Source organism: uncultured Alsobacter sp. (assembly GCF_945952055.1).
Taxonomy (GTDB): Bacteria; Pseudomonadota; Alphaproteobacteria; order Rhizobiales; family Beijerinckiaceae; genus Alsobacter.
In genome coordinates, this window is record NZ_CAMFHB010000023.1 from 25873 (window position 1) to 41398 (window position 15526).

At 69.7% G+C, this 15526-nt stretch carries 17 protein-coding genes; 10 read left to right on the forward strand and 7 right to left on the reverse strand.

What is annotated here, in order from left to right; translation table 11 throughout:
- Window positions 1-52: 52 nt before the first annotated feature.
- Window positions 53-406 carry a membrane protein insertion efficiency factor YidD gene (yidD, locus tag Q0Q47_RS17375; RefSeq protein ID WP_293862742.1) on the reverse strand — a complete coding sequence of 118 codons (354 nt, stop codon included), beginning with the start codon at window positions 404-406 and terminating at the stop codon, window positions 53-55.
- 157 nt (window positions 407-563) lie between these two features.
- Here yidD and Q0Q47_RS17380 point away from each other — a divergent pair, with 157 nt between their 5' ends.
- Entirely contained in the window at window positions 564-1424 is an 861-nt protein-coding gene (locus tag Q0Q47_RS17380; protein WP_293862610.1) for a MipA/OmpV family protein, read from the forward strand.
- 244 nt (window positions 1425-1668) lie between these two features.
- Here the strand turns inward: Q0Q47_RS17380 and Q0Q47_RS17385 are convergent, their stop codons facing one another.
- The gene (locus Q0Q47_RS17385) at window positions 1669-2115 is read right to left on the reverse strand and encodes an iron-sulfur cluster assembly scaffold protein (RefSeq protein WP_293862612.1); all 447 of its coding nucleotides are present in this window, start codon (window positions 2113-2115) and stop codon (window positions 1669-1671) included.
- A gap of 163 nt (window positions 2116-2278) precedes the next feature.
- On the opposite strand from Q0Q47_RS17385, the gene folE reads away from it, so the two are divergent.
- The 3 genes from folE to Q0Q47_RS17400 all read left to right on the forward strand — a co-directional run bounded on the left by folE (window position 2279) and on the right by Q0Q47_RS17400 (window position 4492).
- Window positions 2279-2917: a GTP cyclohydrolase I FolE gene (gene folE, locus Q0Q47_RS17390; protein ID WP_293862614.1), complete on the forward strand. Its 639-nt coding sequence runs from the start codon at window positions 2279-2281 to the stop codon at window positions 2915-2917.
- A gap of 110 nt (window positions 2918-3027) precedes the next feature.
- Window positions 3028-3444, forward strand: coding sequence for a phosphoribosyl-AMP cyclohydrolase (gene hisI, locus Q0Q47_RS17395; RefSeq protein WP_293862616.1), 417 nt, complete (start codon window positions 3028-3030; stop codon window positions 3442-3444).
- An 85-nt stretch (window positions 3445-3529) separates the two neighbouring features.
- Window positions 3530-4492 carry a patatin-like phospholipase family protein gene (locus Q0Q47_RS17400; protein WP_293862618.1) on the forward strand — a complete coding sequence of 321 codons (963 nt, stop codon included), beginning with the start codon at window positions 3530-3532 and terminating at the stop codon, window positions 4490-4492.
- 115 nt (window positions 4493-4607) lie between these two features.
- On the opposite strand, the gene Q0Q47_RS17405 is transcribed toward Q0Q47_RS17400, so the two are convergent.
- Together Q0Q47_RS17405 and Q0Q47_RS17410 are read right to left on the reverse strand one after the other, a co-directional pair.
- Window positions 4608-5036, reverse strand: a complete 429-nt coding sequence (locus tag Q0Q47_RS17405) for a CBS domain-containing protein (RefSeq protein ID WP_293862620.1) — start codon at window positions 5034-5036, stop codon at window positions 4608-4610.
- Window positions 5037-5191: 155 nt separating this feature from the next.
- Complete coding sequence (locus Q0Q47_RS17410) at window positions 5192-5989, reverse strand: rhomboid family intramembrane serine protease (RefSeq protein ID WP_293862622.1); 798 nt, start codon at window positions 5987-5989, stop codon at window positions 5192-5194.
- Between the two features lie 407 nt (window positions 5990-6396).
- On the opposite strand from Q0Q47_RS17410, the gene Q0Q47_RS17415 reads away from it, so the two are divergent.
- Both Q0Q47_RS17415 and Q0Q47_RS17420 read left to right on the forward strand, forming a co-directional pair.
- Window positions 6397-6993, forward strand: coding sequence for a PAS domain-containing protein (locus Q0Q47_RS17415; RefSeq protein WP_293862624.1), 597 nt, complete (start codon window positions 6397-6399; stop codon window positions 6991-6993).
- Window positions 6994-7109: 116 nt separating this feature from the next.
- Window positions 7110-7715: a PilZ domain-containing protein gene (locus Q0Q47_RS17420; protein WP_293862626.1), complete on the forward strand. Its 606-nt coding sequence runs from the start codon at window positions 7110-7112 to the stop codon at window positions 7713-7715.
- Between the two features lie 263 nt (window positions 7716-7978).
- Here Q0Q47_RS17420 and Q0Q47_RS17425 read toward each other — a convergent pair whose 3' ends face one another.
- On the reverse strand, window positions 7979-9970 hold the full coding sequence (locus Q0Q47_RS17425; RefSeq protein ID WP_293862744.1) for a transcriptional regulator: 1992 nt from the start codon (window positions 9968-9970) through the stop codon (window positions 7979-7981).
- A 120-nt stretch (window positions 9971-10090) separates the two neighbouring features.
- Between Q0Q47_RS17425 and cysK the strand changes: the two genes are divergently transcribed.
- The 4 genes from cysK to Q0Q47_RS17445 all read left to right on the forward strand — a co-directional run bounded on the left by cysK (window position 10091) and on the right by Q0Q47_RS17445 (window position 14506).
- The gene (gene cysK / locus Q0Q47_RS17430) at window positions 10091-11188 is read left to right on the forward strand and encodes a cysteine synthase A (protein WP_293862628.1); all 1098 of its coding nucleotides are present in this window, start codon (window positions 10091-10093) and stop codon (window positions 11186-11188) included.
- Between the two features lie 12 nt (window positions 11189-11200).
- A complete protein-coding gene (locus tag Q0Q47_RS17435; RefSeq protein ID WP_293862630.1) occupies window positions 11201-12697 on the forward strand; it encodes a pyridoxal-dependent decarboxylase in 1497 nt (498 codons plus the stop codon).
- A gap of 315 nt (window positions 12698-13012) precedes the next feature.
- The gene (locus Q0Q47_RS17440; protein WP_293862632.1) at window positions 13013-13654 is read left to right on the forward strand and encodes a transglutaminase-like cysteine peptidase; all 642 of its coding nucleotides are present in this window, start codon (window positions 13013-13015) and stop codon (window positions 13652-13654) included.
- A 195-nt stretch (window positions 13655-13849) separates the two neighbouring features.
- Window positions 13850-14506 (forward strand): NrsF family protein, encoded by a 657-nt coding sequence (locus tag Q0Q47_RS17445; RefSeq protein ID WP_293862634.1) that lies wholly within the window; start codon window positions 13850-13852, stop codon window positions 14504-14506.
- Between the two features lie 4 nt (window positions 14507-14510).
- On the opposite strand, the gene Q0Q47_RS17450 is transcribed toward Q0Q47_RS17445, so the two are convergent.
- Window positions 14511-15044: a gamma carbonic anhydrase family protein gene (locus tag Q0Q47_RS17450; protein WP_293862636.1), complete on the reverse strand. Its 534-nt coding sequence runs from the start codon at window positions 15042-15044 to the stop codon at window positions 14511-14513.
- A gap of 51 nt (window positions 15045-15095) precedes the next feature.
- Complete coding sequence (locus tag Q0Q47_RS17455) at window positions 15096-15437, reverse strand: hypothetical protein (RefSeq protein ID WP_293862638.1); 342 nt, start codon at window positions 15435-15437, stop codon at window positions 15096-15098.
- Window positions 15438-15526 lie beyond the last annotated feature (89 nt).

Sequence of the window (15526 nt, forward strand, 5' to 3'; positions counted from 1 at the left end):
GGTCTCCGGCTCACTCCTGCGCACGAAGCAGGTAAGCGATGGGGCGGACGGCTCAGGAGGAACGGCGCGGGGCCGCCCCGTCGCCCGGAACGACGGCCTCGCAGACGGGCGGCTCGGAGTTCGTCCCCCGCCAGCGCCCGTAGCGCCACGGTCTATACCACGCGCTTTGCGCGGGCAACGCGGCCGGGACGAAATCGAGTCCGTGGGTTCCCAAGGGGTTGCAGCGACAGATCCGGGCGAATCCCATCCAGCCGCCGGCCCAGAAGCCGTGCCGCAGCATCGCCTCGTCCATGTACTCCGAACAGCTCGGGAGGTGGCGGCACTGACGCCCGATCAGCGACGAAGCCGTGACCTGATAGACACGCAGGACAAATCTCGCGACCGAAACCCCTGCGTGAGGTTGCAGCGACGCTCGAGCAGAGCCACATTTGTGACTGCTTTGAGGGCGATCCGTGTCGTCAGGCACGTGGTTCGGTCGTCCTGTCGGTTTCGTCGAAGCGGGCCGTTCGGCCAGCGTCTCGTGCGTACCCGCTGCGGCGTGGCGGGAGATCATTGGAGCTGGAATGTCGTTCCCATATCGCGTTGCGTCTTCGTTTGCACGGTCCGTCGGTGTTCTGAGTTTCGGGGCCGCGCTGGTCGGTTCCGCCGGCACCTATGCCGCCGATACCGCACCGCGGACGGCCAAGGTCGCCGAGCAGCCCTATGGCTGGCTCCTCACGATCAAGGGCAACGTGGTCCTCTCGCCCAACTTCCCGGGCGCCAAGTCCTACGGCTTCATCGCCTATCCGTCGCTGAGCCTGCGCCGCGCCGGCACGCCGGACAACTACAGCGCGCCGGACGACGGCGTCAGCATCGCCCTCTTCGGCGACAGCCAGTGGGCGATCGGCTTCGTCGGCAAGTACCAGTCGGGCCGCTACCGCGAGAACGACCGCCGCCTCTACGGCATCCGTGACGCCAAGTGGGCGCTCGAGCCCGGCCTGTACGGCGAGTTCTGGGCCCTGGCCGACACGCTGCGCGTGCGCGGCGAGATGCGCTACGGCATCAACGGCTACAACGGCCTCGTCGGCACCCTCGCCCTCGACTACGTCCAGCGCGTCGGCAAGTTCGTGATCTCGGGCGGCCCGCGCGTGCAGTTCGCCGGCTCCGAGTACATGGACACCTATTTCGGCGTGACCGGCGTCGACGCCCTGCAGAACCGCAACGTCACGCAGTACAAGGCCGATCCCGGCGTGAAGTCGGTCGGCGTCGCCGCCGCGGCCACCTACCGGTGGAACGACCAGTGGTCGACGACGGTGCGTGGCGGCTACGACCGCCTGGTCGGCGGTGCGGCGGACAGCCCGATTGTCCGCAACCTCGGCTCCAAGGACCAGTTCACGCTGGGCGCGAGCGCGAGCTACACCTTCCCGCTCGGCTACGCGCCCTGACGGCGCGTGGCTGATGGGTCCTGCGTTTGAAACGGCCGTGCCGCGGCCTGCTCAGAGCGCATGAGTCTTTCGGCGGTTCAGCCTGCACCTCCCTCTCGGCGCCCTGGCAGGGCTTGGCCCGGGCAGGACGATGGAGAGGTGGCCGTGCGCTGGAGACGTCAGATGCAACGCCGCACCGGAACCTGATTCACACTCTCTGAGCCGCCGCAGGCAGCGTGTCGAAGGACGCAGAGTTTCCGCTGCCCTACTCCGCGGCTTCCCGTGCCGCCTCGATCTTGCCGATCGCGTCGACCACCGCGTCGAAGGTGAGCAGGGTTGACGCGTGGCGCGCCTTGAAGTCGCGCACCGGCAGCAGCACCGCGATGTCCGCCCACTTGGGATCGGCCGGCGGATCACCGTTTTCCTTGAGCATCCGTCGCACGGTCTCGCGCAGCGCGCGCAGTTCGGCGGAGGTCGAGCCCACCACGTGGCGCGCCATGATCGACGACGAGGCCTGGCCGAGAGCGCAGGCCTTCACGTCGTGGGCGAAGTCCGCGACCGTGTCCCCGTCCATCGCCACGTCGACCGTCACGGTGGAGCCACACAGCTTCGAATGCGCGGTCGCGCTCGCCTGCGGGTGATCCAGACGTCCCAGCCGCGGGATGTCGGCCGCCAGCTCGAGGATCCGCTTGTTGTAGATGTCGTTCAGCATGGCCCCAATATAAGGCCTTCGGACGCCGCTTGCGAGGTCCGCGAAATGATCGGTTGCACCCCCTTCCCGTGAACGTGATGGTGCTGCGTCCAAGCGCCGCGCCTATGGTCCAGGGCGCGGGGGCAAACGTATCAGACACGTAAATCAAGAGCGGAGGCTCCACATGGATGCCGTGGTTAAGCCCTTGTCCGCGCGACCGGCCCAGCCGATTGCCGACAAGTCGACGTTGAAGCGCCCCACGCGCGAGGAGGCTGAGGCGGCAGTTCGCACCCTCATCCGATGGGCCGGTGACGACCCGGAGCGCGAGGGACTGCTGGACACGCCCAAGCGTGTCGCCAAGGCCTACGACGAACTCTTCAAGGGCTACCGCGAGGACGCCTCCGAGGTTCTGGCGCGCGTGTTCGAGGACGTCGCCGGATACGACGACATGGTGCTGGTGCGGGACATCCCGTTCTACTCGCACTGCGAGCACCACATGGTGCCGTTCGTCGGCAAGGCCCATATCGGCTACTTCCCGGCCGAGGGCGTGGTGGGGCTCTCCAAGCTCGCCCGCGTGGTCGACGTGTTCTCCCGCCGCCTGCAGACGCAGGAGACCATGACGGCGCAGATCGTCGAGGCCATCGACGAGGCGCTGAAGCCGCGGGGCATCGCCGTGATCATCGAGGCCGAGCACATGTGCATGTCCATGCGCGGGGTGCAGAAGCAGGGCTCCTCGACCATGACCACCCAGTTCACCGGCATCTTCCGGGACGACCCGGCGGAGCAGGTCCGGTTCCTGACCATGGTGCGCGGCCTGCGCTGACACCATGGCCTGACGGGACGAGCGCGATTCTCTGGCCACCTCCGGAGATCATGCTATGGAACCCCGCCCGCGACATCGCGGGCGGGGTTTTCATTTGCAGGGAGAGCCGCATGGTGGCCGCCGCGTTTCCGCCGCCGGGCAGCAAGGCCGAGATCGAGGAAGGCACCGCCTTCACGCCCCGCTTCGACGCCAACGGCCTGATCACCGCCGTCGCCGTCGAGGCGACGACCGGCGAGGTGCTGATGGTCGCCCACATGAACACTGAAGCGCTCGCCCGCACCCTGGCGACGGGCCAGGCTTGGTACTGGTCGCGCTCCCGGGGCGAACTCTGGCTGAAGGGCGCGACGTCGGGCCAGATCCAGACCCTCGTCGAGATCCGCACCGACTGCGACCAGGACTGCCTGCTCCTGCGCGTGACGGTGGCCGGCGACGGCGGCTGCTGCCACACCGGCCGGCGCGCCTGCTTCTATCGCCGGGTCGAGACCGGGGCCGACGGCACGGTGACGCTCGCCTTCGCGGACCATTGACGCGCGGATCGTCTCTTCCGAGGTAACCGATTGTCCGCGGCGCCCGACCGGCTAGAGTGCTGGCCGGCCCTCGCGCGGACCCGCCATGCTGACTGACCTCCCCACCGATCGCCCCGGCCGCCCTCCCCGCATCGGGCTCGCCCTGGGTGGCGGCGCGGCCCGCGGCTGGGCCCATATCGGCGTCATCCGGGCGCTCGAGCGGGCCGGCATCAAGGCCGACGTCATCACCGGCACGTCGATCGGCGCCGTGGTGGGCGGCTGCCACGCCGCCGGCAAGCTCGCCGAGTTGGAAGACTTCGCCCGCTCGCTGACCAAGAGCCGCGTGCTGTGGCTCATGGATTTCCACATCGGCTCGGGCCTGATCGGCGGAGAACGGCTGAAGAAGCTCCTCGTGCGCGACGTCGGCGGCCTCGCCATCGAGGACCTGCCGACCCGCTTCGCGGCCGTGGCCACCGAGTTGCGGACAGGCCACGAGATCTGGCTCACCCGCGGGCACCTCGTGGAGGCGCTGCAGGCCTCCTATGCCCTGCCGGGCATCTTCGACCCGATCCGGCTCGGCGGCCGCTGGCTGTTCGACGGCGCGCTCGTGAACCCGATCCCGGTCACGACGGCGCGGGCGATGTCGGCGGACCTGATCATCGCGGTCAACCTCAACCACGATCTCTACGGCCGGGGCGCGGTGATCCCGGACCATGGCAGCCTCGCCGAGCCGCCGACCGACGAAATGGCCGAGACGCTGGCCGAGGGGCTGTTCTCCCCCGTGATCGGCGCGGCGCGGTCTATTGGCCAGCGCATGACGCGCCGCTCCGTGACGGGGCCCGGCCTCGCCTCGGTGATGGTCGACGCCTTCAACATCACGCAGGACCGCATCGCGCGGTCGCGCCTGGCCGGCGACCCGCCGGACATTCACCTCAAGCCCAAGCTGGGCCGCGTCGGCCTGTTCGACTTCCACCGCGCCGAGGAATGCATCGCGCTGGGCGAGAACGCCGTCGCGCATGCCCTCGACGAGATCCAGGCCGCTATGGAATCCCTCACGCAACCCGCGTGAGCGCGCCAGGCTCCATGGCCGGGCGTGCCCCTCACGTCGTCCCGAGAGCGTGCGGATCCATCTCCAGCGCGGCTTTGCACCTGGCTGGACCTTCGGGGCCTTCGGGACTGCGCCCTCACCCGACGGTGATGTATTCCTTCAGCGCCTCGGCCTCGTGCTGGAACTCCGCCAGGCGGAACTTGACCACGTCGCCGATGGAGATGATGCCCGCCAGGCGACCGCCCTCCACCACCGGCATGTGACGGAAGCGGCCCGACGTCATGTCCTCCATGATGTCGCCGATGAGGCTGTCGGGACCGCAGGTGACGACCTTGCTGGTCATGTAGCGCGAGACCGGATCGCCCATCACGTGGCTGCCGGCGGCCAGGGCGCGCACGATGTCGCGCTCGGAGAGAATGCCCAGCACCTTGCCATCGGCACCGGCGACGATCACGGCGCCGATGCGCTTCTCGGCGAGAAGCTGCACGGCGTCGGTCAGCGTCCGGTGCGGCGGAATGGTGACGACGTCTCGCCCCTTCGAGGCGAGGATTAGACCCACGGTCATGCGTCCCTCCATTGGCGTTGCGGTTGTGGGGGACGATGCGGCGCGCGCCCGTCCCACCCGCGCGCCCTTCCAGGGTCTCCGCTGCGAGGCAGGCCGTGTGAACGGCGCCCGGGAGATTACAATGCGCCAATCGGCCGTTTGTCGCAACGAGCCCGTCAGGCCTGCGGGCCGCGCGGCACCGGATCCAGCAGCGGGAAGACGAGAAGGCCGGTGAGGAACCCGCCGATGTGGGCCTCCCAGGCGATCGAGGAATCGACCAGGCCGAGGCCGGGCGCGAGCAGGCCCGTCGCGATGTTCAGGCCGAACCACACCAGCGCGAAGTTGAGGACGCGCCGGTCGGCGAAGACCGAGCCGAGCCCTAGGGCCGGCAGCCGGTAGGCGAGCGAGTCGTCCACCCGGAACACGCCCAGCGGGGCGCCCGGCTGGAAGGCGAATCGCATGGCGGCCGCCATGGCGCCGGAGACCGAGGCCGAGGCCCCCACCATGGGGATCACCTCGGAGCTGTGGGTCGCGAAATGCGCCAGCGCGCCGCCCACGGCCGTCACGGCGAACAGCACCAGGAAGCGCACGGACCCGAAGCGGCGGGCGACGGCGGTGCCGAAGGCCACGAACCATACCGAGTTGAGCAGGACATGGGCCCAGCTGCCGTGCAGCAGCGCGTAGGTCACCAGGGTCCAGGGCTTCACCTCGCCGCGGATCGCGAACTCCTGCGCCAGCGAGGCAGCCAGGCGGTTGGCGTCGCTGGGGTTGGCCAGCACCCTCGCGTTCAGGACCGCTGCGGGATCCATCCCGAACAGGAGCCCCAGCCGGGCCGGGATGAAGGCGAAGTCGACGAACAGCGTCTCCTCGTCCAGCAGCGAATCGCCGAACCCGTAGATCAGCAGCATCACGGCGATGAGCCCGATGACGATGCCCGGCACGTTGAAGAGAGGTTCGCGTAGCTTGGGATCCATGCGCATCCGGCCTTGAGCGCGCGGAGTGCGCCGCCTCGCGGCCACCATGGCCGTGGGCTTCCCCGGTTTCAAGCGTGGAGGTGCCGCATCGCGTGGCCAAAAAAAGAGGGGGAGAGCCTCGACTCTCCCCCTTTGGACCGGGCGTGCGCGGTTGGAGGTCCGCGCCCGAGTTCGACGGTAACCGCACAGGAGCGACGCGGTGCCCGACAGGTCGAGAGCAAGGTCGCAGCGCGTGACTTCCCTCACAACGGGAACGTCTTCTTAAGGTTACCAAAGTGTTGGCACGCGGACTGCTGACTTTCCTCGGTTGTGACCTTTCCAAGGCTCCACAACGGGAAACCGATGTGCCACGCGTACCAGATCAGGACGTTTGTCCCCAAACGGGACAACCGTCCGAGTGAGCCACGATGAGACACGCCACCACCTGCGCCCTGTTCGCCTACTGGGACCAGATCCGAGGCGACCGCCTGGCGCCCGAGCGCTCGGAGATCGAACCCGGCGCGATCCGCACCGCCCTCGCCGACACGTTCATGCTCGACGTGGAGGCCGACGGCAGTCACCCGTTCCGCCTGGCGGGGACGCGCGTCTGCGCCCTGTTCGGCCGCGAGCTCAAGGACACGCCCTTCTCGCTCCTGTGGCGCAGTCCCGCCAATGCGGTGGGCGCCGAGGGGGCGGCCCTCGTGCGCGTGGTCTGCGACGAGGCTCGCCCGGCGGTGGCGGGGGTCGTCGGACAGACCGAGGACGGCGAGCAGATCGAGCTCGAGCTCCTGCTCCTCCCCCTGCGGCATCGGGGACGAACCCACGCAAGGGTGCTCGGCTGCCTGTCCGCGGCGACGCTGCCGCCATGGTTCGGCCTGACGCCGCTGCAGTCCCTGCACCTCGTCAGCATGCGAATCGTCCGCGGAACGCCGCGGGTCGCCCAGCAGCCCGTCCAGCAGGGCCCCACGGTGGTGGGAAGCCGACGCGGGCACCTGCGGGTGTTCGAGGGAGGCCTGACGACTTAACGCCGTGCAACGCGGCTGGGTAGAAATAAGTCAAACGCGTTGACGCACGATAAAGGGGTGTTAACCACTGTGGCCGATCCTGCGGAGACCCTTCCGCTCTCTCGTCCGGCCATGGAATGACCCAGGCACTCAAGCTGCGCGCCAGACCGCTCGAACGACGCCGCCACCAGCGGGTGAAAGTGGTCGTCCTCGGCCGGTTTATGTTGGAGAACCGCGAGGAATATCCCTGCCAGACGATCAACATGTCGCCGGGCGGCATCGCGGTCATGGCCCCGATCAAGGGTCGCATCGGCGAGCGGATCGTGATGTACCTGGAGCACCTCGGGCGTCTCGAGGGCATCGTGGTGCGCCATCTGGAGCTCGGTTTCGCGGCCACCATCGTCGCCACCAAGCGCAAGCAGGACAAACTCGCCAACCAGCTCACCTGGCTCGCCAACCGCCATGAGCTGGGCCTGCCGGAGGACCGCCGTCACGAGCGCATCACGCCGCGGCAGGTCAACGTGCTCATCCGCCTCGCCAACGGGCGCGAGGGCGCCGGCCGCATCATCGACCTGTCGATGTCGGGTGTCGCCATCACGACGAACTTCGCCGTTCCGCCTGGCACGGCCGTGACGATCGGCTCGACCCCGGCCCGCGTGGTGCGCCAGTTCGGCACCGGCATCGCCGTCGAGTTCGTCCGGCCCATTCCGGAAGACCTGTTCGACGAGGACCTCCAGCTCTGAGCCTGGCGCGAAGGGCACTGCCCCTTCGCCGGCCGGCCTTGCGCAGGCGACCGGGCGCCCGGCCGCGTCGCCGTTCGGTCGCATTCGAGCTGTCCCGCTGAGCGCGCGGCAACCGGTTCGCCCGGATGATGCCCAGCGTCACCCGCGCCCCGCGGAGGACCCGCGGTTCCGGTCCCGTCCCCATCCGTCCCACGACCGGCATCGCCGAGCCGGCTCCCCGCCCCGAGGAGCCGGCTCTTTACGTTTCAGGAGCCGGGACCACCTCAGGCGAGCCCGAGGCGCCTCCCGGCGTGCTGAAAGAGCTGGCGGCCCTCCGGCGCGAAGTGGAACGCCGCCAGGAAGTCGGACGTCAGGTAGGGTGGCGTCCCCGCCCTGAGACGGACCGCCAGCGGGGCCGCGTCCTCCAGCCGGCCCGCAAGGGCAAGGCAATGGGCGGCGATCGCCACGATGAGCCGGTGGGCGTTGGGCTGCGCCACCGCCAACAGGGCCCACTCGGCGGCCTGCGCGAATTGCTCGAGTCGCGCATGGGCCATGGCCAGCGCCCCGTACGTGCCGAAGAGCAGGGGGTCGAACGGACTGAGCTGGCGCGCCTGCTCCGCCGCTCGGATGGCCTCGACCGGGTCGCCGGACTGGGACTGCACGAAGGCGATCGCGTAATGGGCGAGCGACAGGCTCGGGCTGATGTCGATCGCCCGGCGCAGTTCCGCGAGGCTTTCGCCATGGCTGCCCTTGAGCCACAGGGCGCGGCCCATCGACCAGTGCGCGAGCGGATCGAGATCGTCGACGAGAAGGCTGCGGGAGGCCGCGGCGTAGGCCGCCGCGGTCTCCTGCACCGGGTCGCCCCAACGCTGGAAGGCGTTCTGCCAATGGGTGAACGAGATCCCAGCGTGGGCGCGCGCGAAGGTGGGATCGAGCCGGGCGGCCTCCTGGAATTCGGCCAGCGCCAGGCCGTTCTCCGCGACGGTGAACTGGTACATGTGCCACAGGCCGCGGTGGTAAGCCTCCCACGCCGTCAGGGAGCCGGCGGGCTTCACGAGCGCACGGTCGCGCTCCGCCAGTTCGACCGCGTGGCTCAGGGAGGCGACGACGGCGCTCCCCACCTCCTCGAGAAGCAAGAGGCCCTGCTCGCGCACGAGGTCGAAGGTCTCGCTCCACAGCAGCGTGCGCGTCGCCGCATCGACCAGATCGACGTCCAGCCGCGTGCGCCCGCTGAAGGACCGGGTGGAGAAGCCCGCCAAATAGTCGGCCGAAAGCGCCGTGGCCGCTTCTTCGGGCGAAAGCCCTCGACGGGCCAGGGCGCTCACCGAGCCCCACGCGATCACCGCCAGGGACCGAAGCCGTGCCAGCCTGCCGATCACGTCATGGGCCACGGCGTCGGCGAGGCCGGTGGCGTCGGTCTGCGCGGTGGGCGGCATGATCGCGACGCGCGGGCGCCGGCGCGCGCCACCCGCCCGCGCCAACGGGTCAGCCGCCCGGGCGAGGGGCACGGTCAGGGCCGGCGACGGCTGGACCCGCGGCGTCGCGCGCAGCGCCCGCCAGGCACTGCGCAGCGGCGCGGAGTCGAGTCCTTCGGCGGCGTAGACCTTCGCAGTGGCCGCGAGGTGCGCCTCGGCTCCGGCGAGATCTCCGTGGAGGGCGAGTTCCTCGAGCAGCGCGAGGTGCGCCGGGGTGTCCTCGGGCATCAGTCCGGCGCGGACCTCCAGGGCACGCAGTCGGCCCGGCGTGCCCGCCGGGTGCGCCTCGCACAGCCGGCCGACGACGTCCAGGTGAAGGGACCGGAACGATCGCCTCTGGCCCGACAACCAGGTCTCGAAGGCGGGGGCGCGGTCGGCCTGCACCCCGTCGAGGAAGGGCCCGGGAAAGCGCGCCGCAAGGTCCTCCAGGTCCGCCACGCCGAGCCGCGCCAACCCATCCCGCGTGGCGGCTTGCAGGGCCCAAACGTCCACGTCCGCATTGCCCAGCGCCAGGGCGACGTGGTCCGCCTTCGCCTCGATGGGATCGGCGTCACCCGACGACAGCAGCCGCCGCAGCTTCGTGAGACACCAGCGCAGTTCGCCCCGCGGATCGTTGGGCCCGTCCCACAGCAGGTCACACAGCTGGCTTCGCGCGACGGGCCGGCTCGCCACCGCCAGGTAGGCCAACACCATCACCGCCTTGCGAGACGCGGGAAGCGGGCGTGGCACGCCGCCTGTCAGGACCTCGGGACGGCCCAGCAGCCTGACGCCGAGGCGTGGAGAGCCCGCCGACACGGCCATTTCCACGCGCCCCTCCACGCTCCCTCCCACGGCATCGCGGTCCACTCCTTCTACCACGAGCGAGGACCGGCTGCACCGAGGCAGCCGGAAAGTCATCCCATAGAGGACCAGAGACCCATGATGAGCGCAAAGCCAGCCCTGGACCCCGCCATCCGCTCCACCGCCGGAAGGGGACGCCTGTTCGAATCCATTCTCGAGACCGTCGGCGATACCCCGACCGTGAGACTGAATCACGTCGGGCCGCGCCATGCGACCGTCTACGTGAAGGCGGAGTTCTTCAACCCTGGCGGCTCGGTGAAGGATCGGCTGGCGCTGGGCATCATCGAGGCGGCCGAGCGGACCGCCGCGCTACGCCCCGGCCAGACGGTGGTGGAGGCGACCAGCGGCAACACCGGCATCGGCCTCGCGATGGTCTGCGCGCAGAAGGGCTATCCTCTCGTCGTCACAATGGCCGACAGCTTCTCGATCGAGCGCCGCAAACTGATGCGCATGCTGGGCGCCAAGGTGGTGCTCACCCCGCGCGCGGAGAAGGGCACCGGCATGGTGCGCAAGGCCATCGAGCTCGCCGAGGCCAATGGGTGGTTCCTCGCCCGCCAGTTCGAAACGCCCGCCAATGCCGCCATCCACGAGACCACGACCGCCCGCGAGATCGTCGCCGACTTCACCGGCCGCCGGCTCGACGCCGTGGTGATGGGCTACGGCACCGGTGGAACGGTGACCGGCGTCGGCCGCGTGCTGCGTCGCGAGCGGCCCGACACCCGCATCATCCTCGCCGAGCCCGCCAATGCCGCGCTGCTGGCGAGCGGCCAGGCCCAGGCGCGCGGGTCGGACGGCGACCCCTCCGCGACCCATCCCGCCTTCCAGCCGCATCCGATTCAGGGCTGGACGCCAGACTTCATTCCTCTCGTCCTGCAGGAGGCCATGGACCGTGGCCACTACGACGAATTGGCGGCCGTCTCCGGCCAGGATGCCGTGGCCATGGCGCGCGCCCTGGCCCAGCGCGAAGGCATCCTGACCGGCATCTCCGGCGGCGCGTCGGCGGCGGTCGCGTGCCGGATCGCGGAGAGCCTGCCGGCCGGCAGCACCGTCCTGGCAATGCTGCCGGACACCGGCGAGCGCTACATGTCGACGCCTCTCTTCGAGGGGATCGAGCCGGAGATGACGCAGGAGGAAATCGCCCTCTCGCTCTCCACGCCCGCCTGCCGCTTCGCGGCTTGAGGAGCGACCGCCATGATCGAGAACACCGAGCGCGGGCTGGATCCGCCGTCCTGGGACGAGGCGCGGGCGGTGGCCCACCGCATGGTCGACGACGCGATCGCCTATCTCCAGGGTGTGTCGGACCGACCGTCCTGGCGCGATCCCTCTCCTGTCGAGGCCGTGTTCCGGGAGGCGCTTCCGCGCGGCCCCACGCCGCTGCCCGACCTCTATGCGACACTCTCCGAAAGCCTGATGCCCTACCCGATGGGGAACGTCCATCCACGCTTCTTCGCCTGGTACATGGGCGCGGGAAACTTCACCGGCGCACTGGGCGAATTCCTGGCAGCCGTGCAGGGCTCCAACCTCGGCGGCGGGCGGCACGCGGCGGCCATGATGGACCGGCAGGTCGTGGACTGGTTGCGCGAGGCGGTGGGGTTCCCGGCGGGGTCGAGCGGCGCCCTGGTGAGCGGCGGCTCCATGGCAAACCTCATGGCTCTGGCCGTCGCGCGCAACGCCAAGGCCGGCATCGATGTGCGCGCACTCGGGGTGGCCGCCCTGCCGCGCCCGCTGCGCTACTACGCGTCGGACCAGGTGCACAGCTGCCACCGCAAGGCGTTGGAGGCGCTGGGCCTCGGCGACGTGGCTCTGCGGCGCGTGCCAAGCGATGCCGGCCAGCGCATCGACCTCGACGCCCTGCGCGCGGCGATCGCCGAGGACCGTCGCGATGGGCTGCAGCCGGCCTGCATCATCGGCACGGCCGGAACGGTCAACACCGGGGCCGTGGACGACCTCCCCGCCCTTGCCGAGATCGCGCGACGGGAAGACCTGTGGTTCCACGTCGACGGGTGCATCGGCGCTTTGCTCGCGGTTTCCCCCGCCCATCGACACCTCGTCCGCGGCCTGGGCGACGCAGACTCGGTCGCTCTGGACCCGCACAAGTGGCTGCACGTGCCCTTCGAGGCGGGGTGCGTGATCGTGCGCGACGCGGCCGCGCACAGGAGGACTTTCGCCCTCACCCCCGAATATCTCCAGCAATCCCCCCGCGGGCTCGCCTCCGGGGAGTGGCTGCACGAATGGGGCCTGCAGACGTCGCGAGGGTTCAGGGCGCTAAAGATCTGGATGACGATCAAGGAGCACGGGATCGAAGCCTTCGGCCACCTGATCGACCAGAACATCGCGCTGGCCCAGCACCTGCGCGGCATGGCGGACAGCGAGCCGGAACTGGAGGCCATCGGCACCGCGCAGATCAACATCGTCTGCTTCCGCTACCGCGCCGACGGATGGAACGAGGCAACGACGCGGGACGTGAACATGGAGATCCTGATGCGCCTGCAGGAAGAGGGAGAGGCTACGCTGTCCGACACCGTCCTCGACGGCCGCCACTGTCTGCGCGCCGCGGTCGTCAGTCACCGGACCCGCCAGGCCGACATCGACCGGGTTGTTGCCGCCGTGCTGCGGATCGGCCGCGACGTGGTGCGCGAGCGCGGTGGCGGGGTGGACGGCGTCCGGGCGGGAGCGGGACTGCGTTAAGCCGGACGCTCCGCAGCCCTGCGGGACACTGTTTCTGTGGACAAGCTCGCGCGATTCGAGGGGCGTTCGCGCCCATCGATTCCCGAGACGACAGCAGGACGGACCCGCCGGCGGCCCCGTTGACGGTGCCCCGGACGCTCTCTTTTTGCGCGAGACAGCGCACCCTCTTGCTTTCGTTCAATCTTTCACCTGAGGGCGAACACGATCACGCCGCAATTTCAGCAATTCGGCGCCGTTAACCCTGTATTTACCCTATCGTTGCAGCCAGCCCCCGCTTGCGATTAACCTCCTGTTAACTTCTGGGGGCCAAGCGAGATGCGGTATTTCGGCGCCTTTCTGGCGGGATTGATGGGGCTGGCCGCCATGGCCGGGACCGAACTGGCCGTTGCAGGCCAGCCGCAGCGCAACATCCTTCCGATCGCCACGACGGCCACGCCCATCCTCGACGAGGTGAAGCCTCCGGTCGGATGGATCGACTTCTGCCGCTCCGGCCACGACGCCGACTGCCGCGACGGGGATAAGTCCCCGACGGCCATCGCCATCACCGCCGCGACCTGGTCGGACATCGTCCGCGTCAACCGCTACGTGAACAACACCATCGAGCAGGTCGAGGACATAACGCTCTATGGACGCCAGGAGTTCTGGACCTATCCGGACGCCGGCAAGGGCGACTGCGAGGACATCGCGCTCTTGAAGCGCCGCATCCTCATCCGCGAGGGATTTCCCCGACAGTCCCTGCTCATGACGGTCGTGCGCGACGAGACCGGCGCCGGCCATGCCGTGATCACCATCGTCACCGACCGCGGCGACTTCGTCCTCGACAGCAAGACCTCCCAGATCCTGCCCTGGAGCGCCACGGGCTACGGCTTCATCAAGCGCCAGTCGCAGGTGAACCCGAACGTGTGGGTGAAGCTGGGCGAGCCCGCGAGCCCCGGCCTGACGGTGGCGGGTCATTGAACCTGCCGACCCGGCGCGCCTGAGCCTTCCTTCCGACGCAGTCCGCAGGCCCGCGGGGTCCTTCACGGCCCCGTGTGCTCGCGCGTTTGTGCGCCATCCGGCGCGGACGCCGCCCTACACTGATCACATGGAGCCGCCGTGGAATCCGGACGGCTCCCTTCACGGAGCGCGGATGCTCACGGGAGACGGCAAGTGATGAAGACGGGCAGTTCCCCGGTACCGGACCACGGGTCCGCGCGAGGCGGCGAGCGCAGGGGGCCAGCCTGGCTTGCCTTGCTTCCGGCCACCGTCGCCGCTTTGGCCACGAGCCTTGCCCTGATGGTCGTGACGATGGGGATCCGGCCCGACCTCGGGCGCGCTCTTTCGGGCCTGGAGAGCGTCAAGCTCGCGGCCTGCGCAGTGCTGGCGCTGTGCGCGATCGGCGTCTGCCGCTCCTCCCTGCGCCGCGGCGCGGACGGGCTCGGCCTGGGCCTCGTCCTCGCCCTCCCCGCGATGGCCGTCTTCGCAGCTCCCGCCTGGCTGGAGTTCACCCTCCCCTCGGGCGACCGTCCCACCGTGCCGCTCACGATCGGCCTGCAGAGCTTCGGCGCCATCGTCGCTCTGGCCTTGCCGGCGCTCGGCCTGATCATCGTCGCCATGCGGCGCGCCCGGCCGGAGAGCCCCGCCTTCGCCGGCCTCGCGGCAGGGCTCCTGGCCGGCGGCGTGGGCAGCCTCGCCTATGCGTTCCACTGCACCGGCGACAACGCGATGATGATTTCGTTCTGGTATCCCGCCGCGATCGCCAGCGTCGCGGTCGCCGGGCTGGCGGCGGGCCGGCTGTGGCTCTCGGCCCCGGACCAGCGCAGACGCTGACCCCTCAAGGGTCCAGGCGCTTCAGCCCGGTCGCGAACGCCTTCCAGCGGTTCACGTAGACATTGGCCGACGTCATCAGCCGCTCGACGATGTCGGGCTCGAAGGTGCGCACGACCTTGGCGGGCGAGCCGACGATCAGCGAATAGTCCGGGAAGCTCTTGCCCTCCGTCACCAGCGCATTGGCGCCGACGAGGCAGAAGCGTCCGATGGACGCGCCGTTGAGCACCGAGGCGCCCATCCCGATGAGGCTGCAATCGCCGACGGTGCAGCCATGCAGGATCGCGTGGTGGCCGACGGTGCAGTTCTCCCCCACCGTCAGCGGGAACGACGGGTCCGTGTGGAGCATGGCGTGCTCCTGGATGTTGCTGCGCGCACCCACCGCAATCAGCTCGTTGTCGCCCCGCAGCACGGCGCCGAACCAGATCCCGACCTCCTCGGCCAGCCTCACCTTCCCGATCACGTGGGCGTCAGGCGCGATCCAGTAGGTCCCGGGCGCGGGCAGCTGGGGCGCGACGTCGTTGAGGGCGTAGACGGGCATGGCGTGTCTCCTGGCAGGAGCACGCAGTCAGGCGGGCGGGGACGCCGCGCGTCAAGCCCCCAGAAGGACCAGCACCTTCGCCATCAGGTCGAGAATGACCCTGCCGCACGCCAAGCCCCAGAGGCACGCGATGACCGTGGCGAGGGCCACGAACGGGATGGGCCGGCGCTCCAAACGGCGCCCGAGCACGGTGTTGCGCAGGATGATGAAGGGCGCGGTGAAGACGATCAGCGGCACGGAGGCCACGGCCTGCGGACCGCCGAGTTCAAGCAGGGCGAAGCTGGCCCGCCGGGACGTGAAGGCCTCGAATCCGGTCGCCAGGACGCCCGCGGCGGCGATGCCCAGCAGGAGCGACTGGAAGGCCTCGATCGTTCCCGGAGGGAGCTCACCCATGACGCATGTCCGCAACACGACACGCGGCCACGCCGACCGCGGATCCACTATGGCAGGCTTAACGGAACCTTAAAGAACGTCGTTTCAGG